We start from the raw sequence: 19,014 nt of genomic DNA, 5'->3' as shown, positions 1-19,014 counted from the left end.
TGGCGGGCTCCCCCCTAGCGTGACAAGCACACCCGATTTCTCAAAGGACCGCCCGTGAGGAGCCGAGATGTCCTCCAACGCCAAGCAGGTCGCAATCTCCGCCTCCGTCCTCGCCGCGCTCGCCGCGCTCGCTGCAGTGTCCGGCTGCGGAGGCAGTGGCCCGACGACCTCGTCCCCCAGCGCCGGGCAGACCACGTCCGGGCAGACGGTTTCGCCATCGGCACCGAGCACCCAAGCGGGAGCGTCCAAGCCGGCACCTGCACACGCCACCGAGTTCAACCCTCCCGGCGACATCCCGGACAACCAGGTCTTCGTCGACTACCGGCCGCCCGGTTCGACGGTCCACATCAAGGTCCCCGAGGGATGGCCGCGCAGCACCACCCACGGGGTCACGACTTTCACCGACCACTACAACAGCATCGCGATCCAGACGGTCCCGATGGCAACGGCCCCCACACCCGCGTCCGCACGCCGGAGCGAGGTGCCCTCCTTGCGCAGCAGCGTGTCCAAGTTCACCCTCCAGCAGGTCTCCGCGATCAAGCGGCAGCACGGGCCGGCGGTGCTGGTCACCTACCTGCTCGACTCGGCGCCGAACCAGGTGAGTGGCAAGGTCGTCCGCGACGCGGCGGAGCGCTATGAGTTCTGGCACGCGGGACAGGAAGCCGTTCTCACGCTCACCGGCCCGAAGGGCGCCGACAACGTTGATCCGTGGCGTCTGGTCAGCGACTCGCTCCACTGGAGCTGACGATGACTGTCGTCGTCCCGCTGCGGGTGGAACGCCTCTACCGTTTCTACCGGGCCGGTGACGAAGAGACGCTCGCACTGCGAGGAGTCACTTTCCAGGTCGACGCCGGAGAGTTCCTGGCGGTCTCCGGGCCGTCGGGATCCGGCAAGTCAACCCTTCTCGGCTGTGTCGCCGGCACTGACGAGCCCTCCGGTGGCACGGTCTGGATCGCCGGTCACCGCATGAGTCACCAACCTGCGGCCGCCCGCGCGCGGCTGCGCGGCGACCACCTCGGGATGCTGGCACAGGAACGAAACCTGTTCGACCACCTCACGGTCGCGCAGAATCTCCGCTTGGCCCAGCACCTGGCCCGGCAGAACTCCGTGGACGCACGACGCCTCCTCGACGAGCTCGGACTCGCCGCCCGCGCCGACTCCTTTCCCAGCCAGCTCTCCAGTGGCGAGACCGCGCGCGCCGGGCTCGCAGTCGCGTTGGCCAACGATCCAGCGATTCTCGTCGCCGAYGAGCCCACCGGCGAGCTCGACGAGGCAACCGAGGAGCAGGTCCTCGCGCTGCTCGGATCACGGGCTGAGCAGGGAACCGCCGTGCTCGTGTCGAGCCACAGCGCGATGGTCCGGCGTGCTGCCGATCGCGTGCTTCAGCTCGAAGACGGGATCGTGCAACCGTGAACGCGCTGGCGATGATCGACGGCGTCGGCCGCACCTTCGGGACCGGCCGCCAGGCGGTGGTCGCCCTCCACGACGCGACCGGGACGATCAACAGCGAGGACAGGATCGCGCTGGTCGGGCGGTCGGGCTCGGGCAAGTCGACCCTGATCTGGCTCCTCGCCGGACTCGACAGCCCCACCCGCGGAACCGTCACCTGGCCGGCGCTCGGGCACCCGCGCGGTGACCCGTTCCTGGTGGGAACCGTCTTTCAGGCACTCTCACTGGTGCCGACCCTCACCGCCATCGAGAACGTGGCGCTTCCGCTGGTGCTGCACGACGTACGTCGCGACGAGGCACACGATGCAGCGATGTCTGCCCTGGACCTCGTCGGCCTCGCCGGCGTCGCTCGCCAGTTGCCCGACGAGCTGTCCGGGGGACAGTCCCAACGGGTCGCGGTCGCGCGGGTTCTGGCATGCCACCCACGGCTCATCCTCGCGGACGAGCCGACGGGTCGAATCGACCACGACGCCGCGCGGGGCGTGCTCGACGCCCTGTGGGCTGCGGCTGACGAGGTCTCGGCGGGTCTGGTCGTGGCCAGTCACGACCCCCTGGTCTACGAGCGGTTCCCGCAGCGATGGCGCATCCGGGACGGACGGGTCAGCGTCGACGGAGCACCCCAGTGATCCGGCTCTGGCTCCTCGGACTGGTCCGCTATCGCTGGCGTCGCTTGGCAGCGGCAGCGCTGGGTATCGGCCTGGCCGTGTGCCTGCTCGCGAGCCTCGGGAGCTTCATCGCAGCCACGACGGCAGCGATGGCCCGCCATGCCTCGGCGGGTGTTGCCATCGACTGGCAGGCGCAGGTGACGAACGGATCACCGATTACGGTGCTCAATGCCGTCCGGGCCGATCCAGGCACACTAAGGGCTGTCCCCGTCAGGTTCGCCGGCACGCCCGGATTCCAGGCCACGACGCGAGGGACGACCCAGACCACTGGCGCCGGTCAGGTCCTTGGTGTCCCCACCAGCTGGTCGAGGACCTTTCCGCTCGCGATCCGTGTCCTGACCGGCAGGCTCGACGGTGCCGTCGTGGCGCAGCAGACAGCAGCCAACCTCCAGGTCCAGGTCGGGGACACCGTCCGGGTACGCCGCGCCGGCGCCCCGCCGTACTCGGTCCGGATCGTCGGCGTCGTCGAGCTTCCCCAAGCTGACTCCCTGTTCCAGAAGGTCGGCGCACCGCCCCAGAGCCAGCTCTCCGCGCCACCCGACAACGTTCTTCTCGTCCCTGCACCGGAGTTCGACCAGGTCTACGCCGGACGACCAGGCATCGTCACGCAGATCCACGCGCGCCGCGAGCACGCCCTTCCTGCGGACCCGTCAACGGCGTACCTGCGGGAAACGGGCGCTGCCCGGCACCTCGAGCTCGCCTCCGGCGGGACGGCTGTCGTCGGGGACAACCTCGGCACCGTGCTCGGCAGCGCCCGCGAGGACGCGGCGTACGCCCGGCTTCTGTTCTTGTTCCTGGGTCTGCCGGGGGCGATGCTCGCCGCCCTGGTGAGCGCAGCGGTCGCGCGCTCCGGTGCCGCACGCAGGCAGAGCGAATACGCGCTGCTGCGTACGCGCGGCGCCACCAGCTGGACCCTGTGGACGCTCGTGCTCGCCGAGACGTTCGTGGTCGGCGCCGCTGGCGCGGTGGCCGGCATCGCCGCTGCGGCGTTCACCGGGGGAGTCATGTTCGGGTCACCGGCGTTCGGCGCCACCACCGGAACCTCGTTGATCTGGGCCGGAGGAGCCGTTGTGGTGGGACTCGTGGTGGCACTCGCGGCCGTGGCCGTGCCGGCCCGGAGCGAGATCTCCGGCCGGGCGCCGACGCGTGCAGGTTCGACCCGACCGAAGTGGCTGGCCTACGGACTCGACGTGTTCCTGCTCGCTGTCGTCGCCCTGCTCGTCCTGGCCGCCGGTCACAACAAGTACCAGTTGGTGCTGGCCCCCGAGGGCGTCCCGACGGTCTCGGTGAGTTACTGGGCGTTCCTCGCCCCGGGACTCGCGTGGATCGCCGCCGCGCTCGCCACCTGGCGGGTCGCCGACCTCCTCGTAGGCCCCGGCCGACCCCTCCTGGCTCGGGGTCTGCGTCCGGTGAGCGGCCGCCTCGCAGGCACGGCGGCGCTGATGCTCAGCCGTCAGCGCAGCCTGGTCGCGCGCTCGGTCGCGCTCCTCGGTCTCGCGCTCGCGTTCGCGATCAGTACCGCCACCTTCAACGCGACCTACCAACAACAAGCCGAAGCCGACGCCCAACTCACCAACGGAGCAGACGTCACCGTGACCGAGCCGCCGGGCACGCCCGCCACCAGCGCACTGACCCGGCGGCTTGAACGAGTCCCCGGCGTCGCAGCCGCTCAACCGCTCATGCACAGGTACGCCTACGTCGGCAGCGACCTGCAGGACCTTTACGGCATCGACCCAGCACGGATCACCGACGCGACTTCGCTCCAGGATCCCTACTTCCAGGGCGCGTCGGCCTCCGAGATGCTCCATCGGCTCGCGGCCACCCCCAACGGTGCGTTGGTCAGCGCCGAGACCGTCAACGACTACCAGCTGTCGCAGGGAGACACGCTCAAGCTCCGCCTCCAGGACCAGAGCACCGGCCGGTACCTCCCCGTCACCTTCACCTACGTCGGGATCGTGAACGAGTTCCCGACCGCGCCGAAGGACAGCTTCATCGTCGCCAACGCCTCCTACCTCGGCCGTCAGACCACCGACAGCGCCGTGTCCACCGTCCTCGTCCGCACCGACGGCTCACGAAGCGAGGTCGCCGGTCGCCTCCGTGCTCTGCTCGGGCCGGGGCCGACCGTCGGGACGTTGGATCAGGCTCGTGGCCTGGTCAGCTCGTCGCTGACCTCGATTGACATGTCCGGCTTGGCTCGCCTCGACCTCGTCTTCGCCGTACTGCTCGCCGGGGCCGCGGGCGGACTGGTGCTGGCCCTGTCGTTGAACGAGCGACGCCGCACTTTGGCGATCCTGACCGCAGTTGGGGCTCGACCCACGCAGCTCACCCGGATCGCCTGGGCCGAACCCGCGGTCGTCATCACACTCGGGGTGGTCACCGGCCTGATCACCGGCTGGGGGATGTCCCGGCTGCTCGTCACCATGCTCACCGGGGTCTTCGACCCGCCTCCCAGCACGCTTGCCCAACCCTGGACGTACGTCGTCGCGGTGGTCGTCGGAGCCACGCTTGCGACCGCAGCCGCGGCCCACCTCGTGCTGTGCATCGCCCGACGCTCGGCGCGCGAAGGCTTGCGCGAATCCCTAACCTGAGAACCATGGCAGCGGTCTTGGTGGTCGAGGACGACGAGAAGATCGGCCGACTCCTCGAAACCTCCCTTCGTGCGAACGGGCATCGACCCACTTGGCAACGAACCGGATACGGGGCCCTTCAGGCCACGAAAGAGACCACGTTCGACCTGGTCTTGTTGGACCTGCAACTCCCCGACATCGACGGCGTCGATGTCTGTCGGACTCTGCGCGACCGGCAACCCGAGTGCGTCATCGTCATGCTCACCGCCCGTCGCGACGAAATGGACGTCGTGGTGGGACTCGAGTCCGGCGCCGACGACTACTTGTTCAAGCCGTTCCGGATGACCGAGCTCCTGGCCAGAGTCCGTGCTCACCTGCGCCGCGCGCCGTCGCCGGAGACCCGGGCCGAGCCCTTCACGATCGGCGACCTCTTGGTCGATCCGATATCGCGCCGGGCCCGTGTCGGAGCCTGTGAGCTCGAGCTGCGCCCCAAGGAGTTCGACCTTCTCGCACGTCTGGCAGCCGCCCCCGGCATCGCAGTCAGCCGGGAGCAGCTCATGAGCGACGTCTGGGACGAGAACTGGTTCGGATCGACGAAGACTCTCGACGTCCACATCGCCGCTCTCAGGCAACGGCTCGCGAACCCTGACCTCGGCGATGCACGCGTCCCACAGATCACCACCCTCCGCGGGCACGGATACCGCCTGGACGAATGATCCGCAGCGTCGCTCAGCCCGTCGATCCGCCGGGTGTTGGTGTCGAACGCCCGGCCGCGCAGCACGCTGATCCCGACGTGGAAGGTCGCGGAGACCGCCAGCAACGCGGCGAGCACCGAGCCGTGGGCCTGCCCGGATCGCCGTAGCCTTGGCCGCGGGCGTCACGTCGTCTAGGTCCGGGCGCCAGGCGTTGTACGTGGCGGCGCGGTGGCGGTGGCTGAGGGGACCGCCGTCGGCGGAAGGTCGGTGGTTGGCTCAGCTCTCCATGCGGCGCGACCAGGAGAACGGCCCGAAGGACGTCGCGGTCGTGGCCCGCTTGCCGGCGCCGGGGGTGACGGTCAGCTTCAGGTACTCCAGCGGCACGGTGCTGCCGTGGACGACGATGCGGTGGAAGTTCGGCACGTCGTAGCCGGGGTGGCTGGTCCAGGCGTCGGAGTCGCAGACGGTCCCGTCACCGGTGCAGTCGGAATTCTGCTGCAGCGGGTTGTCGGAGCGGTAGACGTGAGAGTCGCCCTCGAGCGCCAGCACCGGCCGGGCGAACGCCCGGGTGTGTGCGGCGATGCTGCTCACGAGCGGCTCGTACTGGCCCAGGTGCGTGACGGCCTTGCCGTCGAGGTCCCACATGTCGGCTTGCTGGACGATGACGACGCCCTGCGCGTCCTGGTCGGTGGCGACCTGGAAGGCGCGGTCCAGCCAGCGCAGGTCGGCGGCCGTGCGGGCGGTCGACTCGGCTGCCTGGTCCGCGCTCATCGACGAGGCGCCGTACCAGGGATCGGTGTCGTTGTTCGAGCCGCCCGGGATGTTCAGGGTGACGAAGACGAAGCCCTTCCGCTTCCAGATCACGTTCTCGATGTACTGCGCGTCTGCGGGGTACGCCGGGTCGAACGCGGTGGCCTGCGACAACGTCCGCAGGTCCCCCCTGCCCAGGGTGGCGCCGGCCCGGGGGAAGAAGATCGAGCGGATCAGGGCGAGGTTCGCAACCGGGTTTCCGCCGGCGTAGTCGACCGGGTCGCCGTGCGCGTCCCGGACGAGATCGACCTGCCCGGTGGTCTTGTTGTAAGTGCCGCCGCCCTCGGCAGCCTTGTGGCAGTCGGTCCACTCGTTGTCGCCCGGGGTGTAGACCACCGGGTCGGCGAAGTGGCTCCAGAGCTCGGCGACCTGCCGGTCGTAGCGCTCGGTGCAGTACTGCTTGCCGGAGTGGATGTCGCCCACGTGGACCACGGCGCTGACGTCAGGGTCGGCGTTGACCGTGTCGATGAACGCCGGTGTCGCGGCGGTCTCCGAGGTGTCGGTCGGGTTCACTCCGTACGGCGCGTCACCGTAGACCGCGTAGGCGAACGAGCCCTGCGTGCTCGTCTTGCCGGTGTCGGCCGGGGCGGCCTTTGCGGCGAGGGGGAAGGCGATGAGGGCGGCGCTCGCGGCGACGACCGGGAACAGTGGGATACGCATGACGCTCCTGGGAGGGGATCGAGTCGGGGTCGACGGAACTATGTCCAGAACCTCGGCGTGAAGGTCGTCCGTGGCGTGAACCTTTGGCGAACAACGGCAGTGGGGGCAGCCTTCGTCCGGCCCTCGTGCCGCCGCGCCGCGGCGACCCCTGCATCGGCCTGGCGGGCGGCACACGAACACCGGAACCCCCGCCGGAGGCCCGCCCGGGGAAACCGGGGGAGACGTCGACGGGGTTCCGTAGAGCTGCACGTCAGAGGCGAGTTCCGCCTCTTTGCTCAGATGTCGTAGTAGCACCGGAAGAAAGGTGATTCACGCTCGTTCTGGCGGTATCCAAGCTGCGGATAGATTTTCGTGAGGTGCTTCATCGGTGCGGCCGTGGGGGAAATCCGGGGAAAAGTCGAATCCTGCGGGGGCGACGCTCGGCTTCGTGGAAGCGTCGGTCGACGTCTGCGGGGAAGCCACGGGGCTGGCTCGGACGTCCCCTGCAGGCGCCTTGCGTCGACGAGCAGGTGACGTCACTGTCTCGAAGATCGCGGCAACGGCGGCCACGAGTGCCGGAATGAGAGGCAAGGACCAGAAGATCAGCAATGGGAGCATCGCCTTGGCGAGATCGTTCATGCGGTGGCCCCGCTCTTCCGGGTCAGCCGTCGGGTCGGGAAGTCGAGCTGGTCACCGAGGATCTGCCGTTGCCAAGGGCCCTCGTAGACGTCGAAGTGGTCGACCGGGTAGCTCAGGACCTCGGCGTACCGTCCCGCCTTCTCGGCTGCCGCCCGCGCAGCCCACGGCGGTGCGACGGCGTCGTTCACGCCGACCTGCACGAGCATGGGCGTGCGCAGCGGCGTACGACGGAGCAGGGCTCGGAGGGCGTCGCGAAGGCCGTAGTCGGCGCGCTGATGACGGTAGGAGACCGGCTGGCGCGGAATGCCCTCGGACGTGCCGAAGCCGCGATAGTCGAAGACGAGGACATCGAGGCCCGCGGAAGCGAAACCTTCGGCGTAGCCGAGTAACCCGGTGTCCCGGGTGCCTCCGAACCCGTGCGCCATCACGGCGCACGGGCGACCTGCGGCGGCGAGCCTGTCATCGGCGGCAGGTACGTGCCACGCCCCGCACCGGACGCCGGCACTGAGGAAGGTGACCTCGCGGTGGTCCCGGTGCGGGCTCATCGCCATACTCCGAGCACGTCCTTCAGCCATGCCGGGAGCACGACCTCTACCACCGATACGTGGACGTCCGTCTCCGGCTGGGACGGTGCCGCGCCCTCGACGGGCCCCGGTGCCTCGTGGGTGCTCGGCCCTCCGCCGGCGGAGCCCGGTGCCCCAGCACTGTTCGTGGCCGGCGCCCGGCATCCCGACGACCGGTTCAGCAGGACCGACACCCGTGCCACGCCGATGTCCGCAGGTCCGATCGGCGGGACGTTCCCCGGGACGGCGAGGTCCTGGCAGCCGTCGCCGTCGAGGTCGCCGGCCATCAGGTCCTCGGGGAACCCCGTGACGGGTTGCTGCCCGACCAGGTCGAAGTGTCCGTGTCCGTCACCCTTGAAGACCACCAGGGTGCTCGAGATCATCTGGGTGACGACCATGTCGAGGTGGCCGTCCCTGTTGAAGTCGACCAGCTGCAGGCCTTCGGCACCGTCGGCCGTTCGCACGTCGAGGACCTCGACAGAGTCGGGTCCACCGAGGTGCATGCGCTTCTCGGGCGCGAAGCGTCCGCCGCCGAGGCCGTAGAGGATCGATGCGTCGTTCCCGATCAACGCGTTGAGGACAACGAGGTCTCCCTTGCCGTCCTCGTTGAGATCGGCGTACCGAATCGTCTCGGACAACACGCCGATCGGATGGGTGCCCTGGGCGCGGAACGTGCCGTCTCCGTTGCCGAGCAGGATCTTCACGGTGCCGTGGAGCAGGTTCTTCGACCCGCTGAGCGGGCCCAGCGTCGGGATCGACTCGGTCACGGCCATGTCCGGGACCTTGTCGCCGTTGAAGTCGGCGATCAGCACGGCCAGCGCCAGGATGGTGCTCGGGGCCGACGGCGCCCGGCGGAAGGTGCCGTCGCCCTTGCCCAGCAGGATCGTGACACGGCTCCCCACGTACGCCGACGTGGCGATGTCGAGGTGGCCGTCGCGGTTGAGGTCGGCGACCTGGAACTGGGAGGGCCAGACGCCTTCGAGGAGGTATTGGCCACTGACGTGGTAAGACCCGTCCCGTCGCCCGAGCATCACCGTGAGGCGACCGGTGGTGTAGCCGCCGGACACGATGTCGGGGACGCCGTCGGCGTCGAAGTCGGCGACGGAGACCGCCGAGGCATCGGTGTCGGAGTTGTTGAGGACATGGCGCTCGGAGAACCTTCCGCCGCCGACGCCGTACAGCACGACCGGGCCGCCGACGATGTTCGCGATGACCAGGTCGGCGTACTTGTCGGCCTTCCCGTTGCGATACAGGTGCGTGATGGCTCCCGGGCTGGCCGTCCCGTTGTAGGTGACCGTCGAGGAGGGATAGTCCTGCGCAGGCGCGAACTGGATGTCGTCGCCGCCCTTCGCCGTCGACGGCGCTGCCGGAAGGAGCACCGCGACCACGATCGTGACCAGGAGCAGCCACGTCCGCTTGCCAGTGATCCCGTACGTCGGATGGTTCATCGGTGGTGACTCCCTTGGGTGGATCGCACGACGGCGGTCTTTCGAGTGCGTCCTTCGAGGTGTCCGAGCGCGGACCGGGCCGCGTTGAAGCCGCACATGCCGTGGACACCGGCACCGGGGGGCGTCGCCGCCGAACAGAGGAACACGCCCGGAACCCCGGTCCGGTAGGGGGCCAGCGCCACCCGGGGCCGGAACACCAGCTGGCGGGGACTGTTGGCACCGGTGATGATGTCGCCGCCGACGTAGTTGGCGTTGTACGCCGAGAAGCCCTCGGTGGTGCGTTGCGAGGTCGCCACGATCTGCTCCCGGAAGCCCGGTGCGAACCGCTCGATCTGCTTCACGACGGCCTCGGTCGCGTCGCCCGGGTAGCCGTGCGGCACGTGGGCGTAGGCCCAGATCGGGTTGAGGGCGCCCGCCGATCGCGTCGGGTCGGCGAGGTACTGCTGCCCGACGAGCACGAACGGCTGCTCGGGCATCCGGCCGCGGTGGATCTCTGCCTCGGTGTGCACGATCTCCTTCAGGTCCCCGCCGAGGTGCACGGTGCCGGCTCGACGGCAGGCCTCGTTGCGCCACGGGATGTGGCCGTCGATCGCGAAGTCGACCTTGAACGCCGCGGGCCCGTGCCGGAAACGCCGGTAGGCGCGCCCGACACGGCGCGGCAACGCGTCTCCCAGGATTTCCGCCGCACCGCGCGGCGAGGTGTCCAGCAGGACGACGTCGGGGGAACCGAGTTGCGCGAGCGTCCGCACCTGGACCCCGGTGACAACCTTGCCGCCGAGCGCCTCGAGGGTAGCCACCAACGTGTCGGTGATCGATTGCGAGCCGCCTCGGGCGACCGGCCACCCGTAGCGGTGGCCGGAGGCGACCATCATCAGGCCGAGTCCTGCCGAGGTCGGGCTGGTGAGCGGGTGGAACAGGTGCGCGGCCACACCGCCGTACAGGGCTCGCGCCTGCGGCGTCCTCCAACGCCGGGCGAGCCGGGTGGCCGGAAGCAGCGCGCGGGCGCCGTAGCGAGCCATCGCGACGGGGTGCCTCGGTGCGTGCAGGAGGGGCTGCAACAGCTCCCCGGCCAGCAGGTCGAAGTCCTCGGAGAGCGGCCCGAAAAGGCGTGCCCACGAGGGCCCGTCCACGCCGAGCCCTTGCGCGGTCTCCGTGAGCGAGCGGTGCATGAGCCCGGCCGAGCCGTCGTCCAGCGGGTGCGCGAGATCGATGTCGGGCCAAGCCCAGTCCAGGCCCTCGATCGTCTGCATGAACGGCGACCCGATCCCCAGCGGATGCACCGCCGAGCAGTGGTCGTGGACCAGGCCGGGCACCGTCAGCTCACTGCTGCGCGCGCCCCCTCCGGGCGTAGCGGCGGCCTCGAGCACGGTGACGTGGACACCCTGGCGGGCCAGGGTGATCGCGCCGGCAAGCCCGTTCGGACCTGCTCCCACAACGACAGCGTTGGTCATGCCGCGCCTACTCCGCCTCGGAGAGGGAGGGATCGAGCAGTGCCCCGGGAGCGGTGGTCGGGCCGGTCAACGTCACCGGAACCGGCGCGTCGTCCCACGGCTGACGCTTCAGCATCGGCTCGACCGGGACCGTGCCGGCCTCCAGCCGGCCGAGTGCCGAATCGACGATCCGGTAGGCCATCCGGTTCTTGTTCAGAGGCTGCGACTCCACGTGCACCAGCACCAGCTCACCGGGTGCGAACCCGCAGCGCCGCTGGACGGCCTCGAGCAGCTGCTCGTTGTGCATGTGTCCGTCGCCCATGTTCCAGCCGTTGACTGCCGAGGCGATGATCTCGCCGTCGATGATGGCGTAGGCCTCGACGTCGTCCACGGCCCGCCGGAGCAGCCCGTTGAGAGCCATGCCGGCCGGGAAGAACGACCGGAAGGTGCTCATCCGGTACCGGGTGACCAGGGAGTAGTCCGCACCGTAGATGCGCTCCAGCTGCTCGTCGGCCAGACCGGACGCCTTCGTGACGTCTTCGCTGAGCCGGCGCCACGACTCACCGCGGAAGCACCACAGGCTGGCAGGCCAGGTGCCCGCGTAGTACCGCATCGCGATCACGAACGAGACGAGATCCGGACGGAGGTTGCCGAGGACCACCGGCCCTGCGACGCCGACCGCCAGCAGCGCGATGAGCAGCGGGTTGCTCAGGTCGCTCACGGCGACGTCGGCATGGCTCCAGAAGAGGAAGATCGCTGCGGCGAGCATGTAGACGTTCCACTCGTTCGGCACGGCGAGCGGCACGTTGGAGATGATGTGCAGGTGGAAGATCACGATGATCGCCACCGCGACCAACGACACGGTCCCGCCGTGTGAGAAGAGCATCACCAGCGGCAGCGCGATCTCCACGACCGTCCCGCTGTGGGCGAACCCGAACGCGAACCTGCTCGGCCGCAGGTCGTTGACCGGGTCCCGGTACATCGCCCGCTTGAACCACTTCGGACGCAGCGGCGCGTTGCTCGTCATGGTGGCCACGACGTACGGGAAGACGTGGGTGAGCTTCGAGACTCCGGCTCCGACCCAGACGGCGACCAGCGCCAGCTTGAGGCCGATCATCATCTGGTCGTAGGGGAACAGGAAGATCACGGTCGAGACGAGGTAGACGTCTGCCCGGCTGGCGATGTAGAGGACCTTGTCGCGCAGCCCGATCGCCAGCATCGTCACGACGAGCGCGAGGACGACCTGCTTGTCCAGCAACCCGGCCGATGCCCCGGGCGGGACCGGCCCCGATCCCGGTGACGCCAGCAGCCAGACCATGAGGCCGGCCGCGACCGCCGCCAGCAGCACGTCGACCCCGCTGCGACGGTCGCCCCGGGTGAGCGGCACCACGCGGGGCCAGGGCGGCTGCCGGATGGTGCCGGGCCGGAACCAGTGCAGCGGAGCGACCAGGGGCGGGAGGAACTTGAAGGTGAGTGGGCCGAAGGACCCACCGAGGCCCATCATCTCGAAGAGCCAGATCCCGATGACCAGCTTCTGGTAGACGATCGGCTCGTGCCACCAGTCGGCGACATCCGTGACGCCGCCGATGCCCGGCGTGGCCGCCAGGACGAGCAGACCGCCGACGGCGAAGGCGATGAGCTTGAGGACGTAGAGGAGGTAGATCGGCGCAGGGGCACCGACACCGTTCTCCACCCAGTCCCGGGCCAGCGGCCTGATCTTCTCGTGCCGAGGCAACCGCTTCCACGACTCCACGTCGACGGGTAGCGGGGGTGGGGTCAGCATGGGCTTCTGCGCAGACATGGGTCTTCCTCAGTTCTTGGTCAGGACGTGGACGGCGACGGCGGCTTCCTCGATGCCGAGGAAGCCTCCGCCGTTCTCCTGGACGGCATGGCGCGCACCGGCCACCTGGCGGGCGCCGGCCTCACCGCGCAGCTGGGTCACGAGCTCGTAGAGCTGGCCGAGCCCGGTCGCCCCGATCGGGTGCCCCTTGGACTCCAGGCCCCCGGACGGATTGACGGGGATACGGCCGCCGAGGGTGAAGTCACCACGCTCAGCGCAGACGCCACCCTGGCCAGGGGCAGCCAGGCCGAGGTTCTCGGCCTGGATGATCTCGCCCATCGCGGTGGCGTCGTGCACCTCGGCGACGTGCATGTCGCCGGGTCCGAGGCCGGCCGTCTCGTAGGCCGCCTCGGCCGCCAGCCGGCCGACATGAAGGTCGGGCCGATCCAGGGTGCGGCCCGAGAAGCTGCGCATGACGCTGGCGGCGACCCGCACGGAGCGGCTCCGGTCGGCACCGATGCGCTTCAGCCCCTCCTCGGTGCAGACGATGACCGCGGCGGCACCGTCGGACAACGGCGAGCACATCGGGAGGGTCAGCGGGTAGGTGATCGGCGGCGCGGCCAGGATCTCGTCCACCGTGTACGCCGTCCTGAACTGCGAGTACGGATTGTGCACCGAGTGCTGGTGGTTCTTGGCCGACACCGCGGCGATCTGGCGCTGCGTCGTGCCCCAAGTCCTCATGTGGTGCCGGGAGAGTGCGCCGTAGATCCCCATGAAGCGGCTGTACGGCTTCTCCGACTCCGAGCCCGCCGGCACCGTCACGCCGTCGCCCATCCGGACTATGCCCTCGTAGTTCTCCTCAGCGCGGGACACGTCCCAGCCGGCCTCGAAGAGCGCCATCGCGACGGTCTTGTCGGGGACGTTCATCTTCTCCGCGCCGATGGCGAGAGCGACGTCGGTGCTGCCGGCCTTGAGGCTCTGTACCGCGAGGTGCACGGCCGTGCTCCCCGAGGCGCAGGCGTTCTCCACGTTGAAGATCGGGATGCTGTCGATGCCGAGCTTGCTGAGCACCACCTGTCCGGGGATCGCGTGCTGGCCCTGCAGGGGGCCGTTCGTCATCCCGGAGTAGTAGGCGACGCCGAGGTCGGAGACGTGGCACCCGGCGTCCTTGGTCGCCCCCTCGAGCGCCTCACCGGTGAGATCGGTGAGCGTGCGGTCGCGGTGACGCCCGAATACGGTCATCGCTGCGCCGGCGATGTAGATGTCGGTCATCGGCTCAGATCGCTCTCGCGGTCTCGGCCCAGTAGATGTCTCGGAGGTCCTTCTTGAGCACCTTGCCGACGGTGCTGCGCGGGAGGGCGTCGACGAAGTCGACCGTCTTCGGTGTACGGACGCTGCCGAGCTCGCGCTTGCACAGCGCGATGAGCTCCTCGGAGGTCACGGTCTCGCCGGGGTTGAGCTCGACCACGGCCTTCACGGCCTCGCCCCAGTCCTCGTCGGGGACGCCGATCACGGCGCAGTCCTGCACTCCTGGGTGGGACCAGATGACCTGCTCCACCTCGCTGGGGTACACGTTGAAGCCGCCGCTGATGATCATGTCCTTCTTGCGGTCGGTGATGTGCAGGTAGCCGTCGGCGTCCAGGTGGCCGATGTCGCCGGTGTGCAGCCAGCCGTCGACGATGGTCCGGGCGGTCAATTCCGGCGCCTTGTAGTAGCCCTTCATCACCAGGTCGCCGCGCACGCAGATCTCGCCGGTCTCGCCCTGGCCCAGGACCCGGTTGTCGTCGTCCAGGATCTCGACCCGGATGAGGACTCCGGGGCGTCCTGCGGAGGAGAGCCGCTCGTCGCCGGCGACAACGCCGTCCTGGAAGTGCTCGGCGGGGGGCAGGTACGCGATCGAGGCAGGAGCCTCGGTCTGGCCGTACGCGCCAGCCATCACCGGGCCGAAGACAGAGATCGCCTTGCGGAGTTTCTCCACCGACATCGGCGCTGCGCCGTAGATGAAGTACTTGAGCGAGGAGAAGTCGACCTGCTCGATCCCGGGGACCTCCAGCAACCGGTAGATCACGGTCGGCGGCAGGAAGAACTCGGTCACTTCCTGCTTGGCGATCTGTTCCAGGATCGGCCCGGCCTGTGGGCTGGTGACCACCACGACGGTGCCGCCCTGCGCGGTTGCAGGGAGGGTCAGCACTCCCGCTGTGTGCGTCATCGGAGCCGCGGCCAGGTTCACCGGCTTCTCGTGGACGCCGTACGGGAAGGCGAGCATGAAGTGCGCCACGAAGGTCTGGACGCTCCGATGGGTGTTCATCACACCCTTGGGCTTGCCGGTCGTCCCGCCGGTCGAGGAGAGCATCACGGTATCGTCGGGGGAGACCGGGATGGCCGGGTCGGTGTGCGGTTGATCGGCGATCCAGTCCTCCAGCGAGACCGCGCCCGGGACCTCTGCGTCGATGCAGACCCAGCGCCGGACCTTGGGCAACCGTGCGCGCACCTCGGTGATCGCCGGCGCGAAGGAGGCCTGGAAGAAGACGATCTCGCAGTCGAAGTCGTCCAGGATGGCGCGGTTCCCCTCCGCCGTCTTGTGGGCATCGACCGGGATGCAAGCCTGGTTCGCGCGCCACATGCCGAGGGTGCACAGCCACGCGGTGACGTCGTTGCCGGCCCAGACCGCGCCGTTGGTCCCGGTCGTGAAGCCGTCCGCCACCAACGCGTTCGCGATCCGGCAGGACAGCTCACCGGCCTCGGTGAAGGTGTAGCTCGTCTCGTCCTGGACGTAGGCCACCCCGGTCGGATTGATGCGCCAGCCTCGGTCGAAGAAGTCGATGGTCGCCACGGGTGGGCTCCTCTGGGTCTCGGTAGTGACGCGAGCGTAGGTTCGCCAAGGACCTCGAGTGTTGTTCTCGAATGCCACCTATTTGTGATCTCATGACACCTGTGTCGACCGGATCCGACGGGTTCTTCATGCGTGCCTGGGTGCTGCACGGGCTGGCCGAGGTGGTCGAGGAGTTCGGCGGCGACCCGGCCGCGTACGAACGGCGATTCCACCTCTCGCTGCAGCGAACCGACCACGGGCAGGACCTGGTGCCCGCCCGTCTCTTCGTGCAGCTGCTCGAGGCCTGCGCCGCCGATTTCGGGTGTCCTGACTTCGGGCTGCGCGTGGGCCTTGCCCACTGGGCGGAGCCGATGGGACCGGTCACGGTCGCAGTCCAGCAGTCCGCAACCGTCCGGGACGCGTACGTCTCCGGAATCCGCTACCTGAACCTGCTCAACCCCGCGCTGGGCATCTCGATGACCGACACCCCGGAGGGTCTCCGTACGACGTACGCCCGCGAACGACTCGGCCACGGAGACACCCGGCAGTTCCAGGAATGGATCGTCGCGATCGCCGTCAACGTCCTGCGCGTCCTTGCCGGACCCGACGCCCGACTCGGAGGTGTCCGCTTCTCACAGGAACCCCTGCTGCCGGTCGCACACTACGAAGAGGTCTTCGGCTGCTCGGCCAGCTTCGGCGAGGACGACTACGGCGTGGACTACCGCGCCTCCGACCTGGCGCGGCTCATGAACAGCAACAACCCCGAGCTCAAGGCGTTGCTGACCGGCTACCTCGACCAGATCATCGCCTCCTCCGAGCTCGGCCTGGAGCACCAGATCATGGCCCTCATCCGCGAGCTCCTGCCGACCGGCGGATGCACGCTCGCAGTGATCGCACCCCACCAGTTCGTCAGCGTCCGAACGCTGCAGCGACGGCTCGCCGCGAAGGGGCTCGTCTTCGAGAGAATGGTCGACGACGTACGACGCGAGCAGGCGATGACGCTGTTGAAGGACCCGACTCTGCCGGCCTCGGACATCGCAGGCCTCCTCGGCTACGTCGAGCAGAGCTCGTTCTCCCACGCGTTTCGGCGGTGGACGGGCATGTCGCCACGTGCCTGGCGGGCGCAGCAGGCCGCACTGGGATAGGCGGGTCGGACGGGTCGCATCGGCAGAAGGCAAACGGGCCGCCGATCCGAAGATCGACGGCCCGTCCGATGGTCTCGACTGTGCTCAGCCAGGTTGGTGCTCAGATGTCGTAGGACTTACTCACGGCTTGTCGTCCGTTCCGGACCGCTGGATACCGCTTCCGTTTACGCAGGTCAGAGGCCCTATGGACCTCCGGGCCATTGGAGTCCGTTCCGGTCCATTCATGCCCGTCCCGTGGACTCTCGGTGGACTCCGATGAACCCACGGCGCGCGCCATCGGCGCCGACGACCACGGGCATGAGGTCGTGGTCAATCGGGCAACGTGTGTTGCTTGCGCCAGGATCGCCAGACTTCCGGCCAGTCCTCGGCGTCAGAGGGGTGAAGAACCTCGTCCCCGTACACACGCAAGAACAGGTCGTCACGCCGCGCCTCGACCTCATCGTCAGTGATCGGCTTCAAGTTCGTGTCCGTCTTCGCATGGTGACACCCTCGGCAGAGGTATTGAAGATTCGACAGGTCGCTCGACGGCCCGTCGATATGGTCGATTTCCTCGCCGGGCTCACCGCATTGGCAGCACAGTCCGTTCTCACGCTCCATCACGGCAGATCGAATCTCGTTCGGCAGCCGGTGCGCCTGATCGTCGTAGCCACCGCTCAACGTGTGTGCTCGCTGAATCCGCAACGCATACGCAATGTCCTCAGGAATGTCGCCGTCCGGGAATCTGACCAAAACGCGCCGGTGACGACGCACATAAGAAGCCTCGGACTCACATCGCAGCGAGCAGTAGACACGACGGAGGTTCGGAGGTCTAAACCGGGCTTCGCAATTGGGGCACAGGAACGTGACAGTCACGGCAGCAGGTGTGGAGGGTCGCTTCTTGCGCGGAGCGCGCGGGCGCACGCGCGTCGGCAGGGGAACAACCTTGAACTCGTTCTCCACGATTCCATGCTGGCACTCACAACCGTCAAAGTCGCGGTTTCCCTACGAACGCCGGTTGCGGCCCATCCCTCGCGCGAATGTCTTTCTGAACCTCGCTCTCGTTGCTGACAACATGGATACCCTCAGATCGTGACTGATCGGCAGGCCCCTCCCGCGTCTAGTGGCTCGACTCCGCCAGGTTGGTACGCCGATCCTTCGGGCAACGCTGGATTGCGTTGGTGGGATGGGCGTCAATGGACCCATCACGTCTCTGGTGCGCCGCAACCGCCACAACCTCCCACGTCGGCACCTGCGAGTCCCGTGCAGGCAACAGGCCCGAGCGACTGGCAGCGCCTTACGGGTTGGGTTTCTCGACACAAATTGATGTCTGGATTCGCTGCGTTGGTCGCAGTTGGTCTCTTCATCACGGCAGTTGCCGCCGCTGCTCATACGCAGAGTGACGAGAGCGCGGCGACAGACACCGGCCAGAACTCGCCAGAGCCGCCAGAATCAAGTCCGACTCCGACACGAACCGTTGACTCGAATGCGATTCCGGTCCCCGGAGTTGATTGCAAGAGTTGGTGCACGTTGACGAAGACGATGTACGGAAAACGGTGGCCGCTCACAGTTCCTTCAATTGAGGTGCGATGCATCAACGATGCGGTGATCGCTCGATCTGACGGCGTGACCTACGCCGTAAACGGCACAGCGATGACCGAGTCAGGCGTCAACGGCTGGAAGAAGAACATAAGACCGCTCTGGGCTGCGCCCGCACATCCCGACTTCCCCGGCCAGCGGATCGATCTTAGCCCGATCATCGATTATGGCCTCTCACAGTGCGGTGACAACTAACTCAGCCTCTTGAGCGTTGTACGCGCTTAATGCCTACCCCTTATTGCTCTCGCCTCAAGGCAGCCTCGCTTCCTTGCTCGGCGTTTGTCGGACTACTGGCAGCCAAGGTGACGGCGCTGGCATTGACCTGCAATCTGCCTGAATCCGTTGGCTCACTTCCCGTCATTCTCGCCGGGTGACGGTTCATCCCCAGCGCGCCCTTCGGCCTCCTCCGGCGCATTCTGCGCGGCTTCTCGCTCGGCACGCTGCCGCTTGATGCGTTCCTGATTCTGTTGGTAACGCTCCCGGTCGCGACGGTCCTTCTCGTCGCCATCGCGAGTGACGACGCTCAGGCCACGGATGCCGTCTGTCCACTTCTTCATCTCGGCGCGAACATCGCGGATCGCCTCAGTGGCATGGTGAATGGTCAGCCGCTCGATATACGTCCCGGTCATTAGGTGGCGCAGGTCGATCGGGTCTGCTGCACGGATAGGTGACATCTGATCTGTGGTGCCGAGCGGTGCCGCTGGAAGGATGTGCCCCGTGCCGAAGCCGTTCCCCAAGGAGTTCCGTGACGACGTCGTGAACGTCGCCCGACGCCGTGAGCATGGCGTGACGTTGAA

The 19,014-nt window shown here is 68.2% G+C and carries 16 protein-coding genes and 1 pseudogene; 8 read left to right on the top strand and 9 right to left on the bottom strand.

The window, feature by feature from the left end:
• The first annotated feature begins 67 nt into the window (after positions 1-67).
• The 5 genes from AB4Y76_RS19700 (at position 68) to AB4Y76_RS19680 (ending at position 5,397) form a co-directional block, all read left to right on the top strand.
• Positions 68-745, top strand: coding sequence for a hypothetical protein (locus AB4Y76_RS19700; RefSeq protein ID WP_441928420.1), 678 nt, complete (start codon positions 68-70; stop codon positions 743-745).
• A gap of 2 nt (positions 746-747) precedes the next feature.
• Positions 748-1,413: an ABC transporter ATP-binding protein gene (locus AB4Y76_RS19695; protein ID WP_441928418.1), complete on the top strand. Its 666-nt coding sequence runs from the start codon at positions 748-750 to the stop codon at positions 1,411-1,413.
• Positions 1,410-2,075, top strand: coding sequence for an ABC transporter ATP-binding protein (locus AB4Y76_RS19690; RefSeq protein ID WP_441928416.1), 666 nt, complete (start codon positions 1,410-1,412; stop codon positions 2,073-2,075). The genes AB4Y76_RS19695 and AB4Y76_RS19690 overlap by 4 nt, the downstream gene beginning before the upstream one ends.
• A 401-nt stretch (positions 2,076-2,476) precedes the next feature.
• Complete coding sequence (locus tag AB4Y76_RS19685) at positions 2,477-4,702, top strand: ABC transporter permease (RefSeq protein ID WP_441928414.1); 2,226 nt, start codon at positions 2,477-2,479, stop codon at positions 4,700-4,702.
• A gap of 5 nt (positions 4,703-4,707) precedes the next feature.
• Positions 4,708-5,397: a response regulator transcription factor gene (locus AB4Y76_RS19680; RefSeq protein ID WP_441928412.1), complete on the top strand. Its 690-nt coding sequence runs from the start codon at positions 4,708-4,710 to the stop codon at positions 5,395-5,397.
• A gap of 255 nt (positions 5,398-5,652) precedes the next feature.
• On the opposite strand, the gene AB4Y76_RS19675 is transcribed toward AB4Y76_RS19680, so the two are convergent.
• The 7 genes from AB4Y76_RS19675 to AB4Y76_RS19645 form a co-directional block, all read right to left on the bottom strand.
• On the bottom strand, positions 5,653-6,846 hold the full coding sequence (locus tag AB4Y76_RS19675) for a metallophosphoesterase (protein WP_441928410.1): 1,194 nt from the start codon (positions 6,844-6,846) through the stop codon (positions 5,653-5,655).
• A 614-nt stretch (positions 6,847-7,460) separates the two neighbouring features.
• Positions 7,461-8,009: an alpha/beta hydrolase gene (locus AB4Y76_RS19670; RefSeq protein ID WP_441928408.1), complete on the bottom strand. Its 549-nt coding sequence runs from the start codon at positions 8,007-8,009 to the stop codon at positions 7,461-7,463.
• Positions 8,006-9,475, bottom strand: coding sequence for an FG-GAP repeat domain-containing protein (locus AB4Y76_RS19665; RefSeq protein WP_441928406.1), 1,470 nt, complete (start codon positions 9,473-9,475; stop codon positions 8,006-8,008). The genes AB4Y76_RS19670 and AB4Y76_RS19665 overlap by 4 nt, the downstream gene beginning before the upstream one ends.
• Positions 9,472-10,926 (bottom strand): phytoene desaturase family protein, encoded by a 1,455-nt coding sequence (locus AB4Y76_RS19660; RefSeq protein WP_441928404.1) that lies wholly within the window; start codon positions 10,924-10,926, stop codon positions 9,472-9,474. Before AB4Y76_RS19660 ends, AB4Y76_RS19665 begins: the two co-directional genes overlap by 4 nt.
• 7 nt (positions 10,927-10,933) lie before the next feature.
• Positions 10,934-12,706, bottom strand: a complete 1,773-nt coding sequence (locus tag AB4Y76_RS19655) for a DUF3556 domain-containing protein (RefSeq protein WP_441928402.1) — start codon at positions 12,704-12,706, stop codon at positions 10,934-10,936.
• A gap of 9 nt (positions 12,707-12,715) precedes the next feature.
• Complete coding sequence (locus AB4Y76_RS19650; protein WP_441928400.1) at positions 12,716-13,957, bottom strand: thiolase family protein; 1,242 nt, start codon at positions 13,955-13,957, stop codon at positions 12,716-12,718.
• A 4-nt stretch (positions 13,958-13,961) separates the two neighbouring features.
• Complete coding sequence (locus AB4Y76_RS19645) at positions 13,962-15,518, bottom strand: AMP-binding protein (protein WP_441928398.1); 1,557 nt, start codon at positions 15,516-15,518, stop codon at positions 13,962-13,964.
• 101 nt (positions 15,519-15,619) lie between these two features.
• Between AB4Y76_RS19645 and AB4Y76_RS19640 the strand changes: the two genes are divergently transcribed.
• Positions 15,620-16,642, top strand: coding sequence for an AraC family transcriptional regulator ligand-binding domain-containing protein (locus tag AB4Y76_RS19640; RefSeq protein ID WP_441928396.1), 1,023 nt, complete (start codon positions 15,620-15,622; stop codon positions 16,640-16,642).
• 309 nt (positions 16,643-16,951) lie between these two features.
• On the opposite strand, the gene AB4Y76_RS19635 is transcribed toward AB4Y76_RS19640, so the two are convergent.
• Complete coding sequence (locus tag AB4Y76_RS19635; RefSeq protein WP_441928394.1) at positions 16,952-17,581, bottom strand: HNH endonuclease; 630 nt, start codon at positions 17,579-17,581, stop codon at positions 16,952-16,954.
• 129 nt (positions 17,582-17,710) lie between these two features.
• On the opposite strand from AB4Y76_RS19635, the pseudogene AB4Y76_RS19630 reads away from it, so the two are divergent.
• Both AB4Y76_RS19630 and AB4Y76_RS19625 read left to right on the top strand, forming a co-directional pair.
• Positions 17,711-17,842: pseudogene (locus AB4Y76_RS19630) on the top strand (DUF2510 domain-containing protein); the annotation flags it as partial.
• Positions 17,843-18,148: 306 nt separating this feature from the next.
• Positions 18,149-18,412, top strand: coding sequence for a DUF2511 domain-containing protein (locus AB4Y76_RS19625; RefSeq protein ID WP_441928452.1), 264 nt, complete (start codon positions 18,149-18,151; stop codon positions 18,410-18,412).
• A 152-nt stretch (positions 18,413-18,564) separates the two neighbouring features.
• Here AB4Y76_RS19625 and AB4Y76_RS19620 read toward each other — a convergent pair.
• On the bottom strand, positions 18,565-19,014 hold a 450-nt coding region (locus tag AB4Y76_RS19620; RefSeq protein WP_441928393.1), incomplete at its 5' end, for a hypothetical protein.

It is taken from the genome of Marmoricola sp. RAF53 (genome assembly GCF_052114005.1).
In the GTDB taxonomy this organism is placed as follows: Bacteria; Actinomycetota; Actinomycetes; order Propionibacteriales; family Nocardioidaceae; genus Marmoricola.
This window is presented reverse-complemented; position numbering and strand designations above follow the sequence as displayed.

Bases quoted from the DNA above. Each gene is read 5' to 3' on its own strand.
- AB4Y76_RS19700 (WP_441928420.1), top strand. From the start codon at position 68: ATGTCCTCCAACGCCAAGCAGGTCGCAATCTCCGCCTCCGTCCTCGCC.
- AB4Y76_RS19680 (WP_441928412.1), top strand. From the start codon at position 4,708: ATGGCAGCGGTCTTGGTGGTCGAGGACGACGAGAAGATCGGCCGACTC.
- AB4Y76_RS19675 (WP_441928410.1), bottom strand. From the start codon at position 6,846: ATGCGTATCCCACTGTTCCCGGTCGTCGCCGCGAGCGCCGCCCTCATC.
- AB4Y76_RS19670 (WP_441928408.1), bottom strand. From the start codon at position 8,009: ATGAGCCCGCACCGGGACCACCGCGAGGTCACCTTCCTCAGTGCCGGC.
- AB4Y76_RS19665 (WP_441928406.1), bottom strand. From the start codon at position 9,475: ATGAACCATCCGACGTACGGGATCACTGGCAAGCGGACGTGGCTGCTC.
- AB4Y76_RS19660 (WP_441928404.1), bottom strand. From the start codon at position 10,926: ATGACCAACGCTGTCGTTGTGGGAGCAGGTCCGAACGGGCTTGCCGGC.
- AB4Y76_RS19655 (WP_441928402.1), bottom strand. From the start codon at position 12,706: ATGTCTGCGCAGAAGCCCATGCTGACCCCACCCCCGCTACCCGTCGAC.
- AB4Y76_RS19650 (WP_441928400.1), bottom strand. From the start codon at position 13,957: ATGACCGACATCTACATCGCCGGCGCAGCGATGACCGTATTCGGGCGT.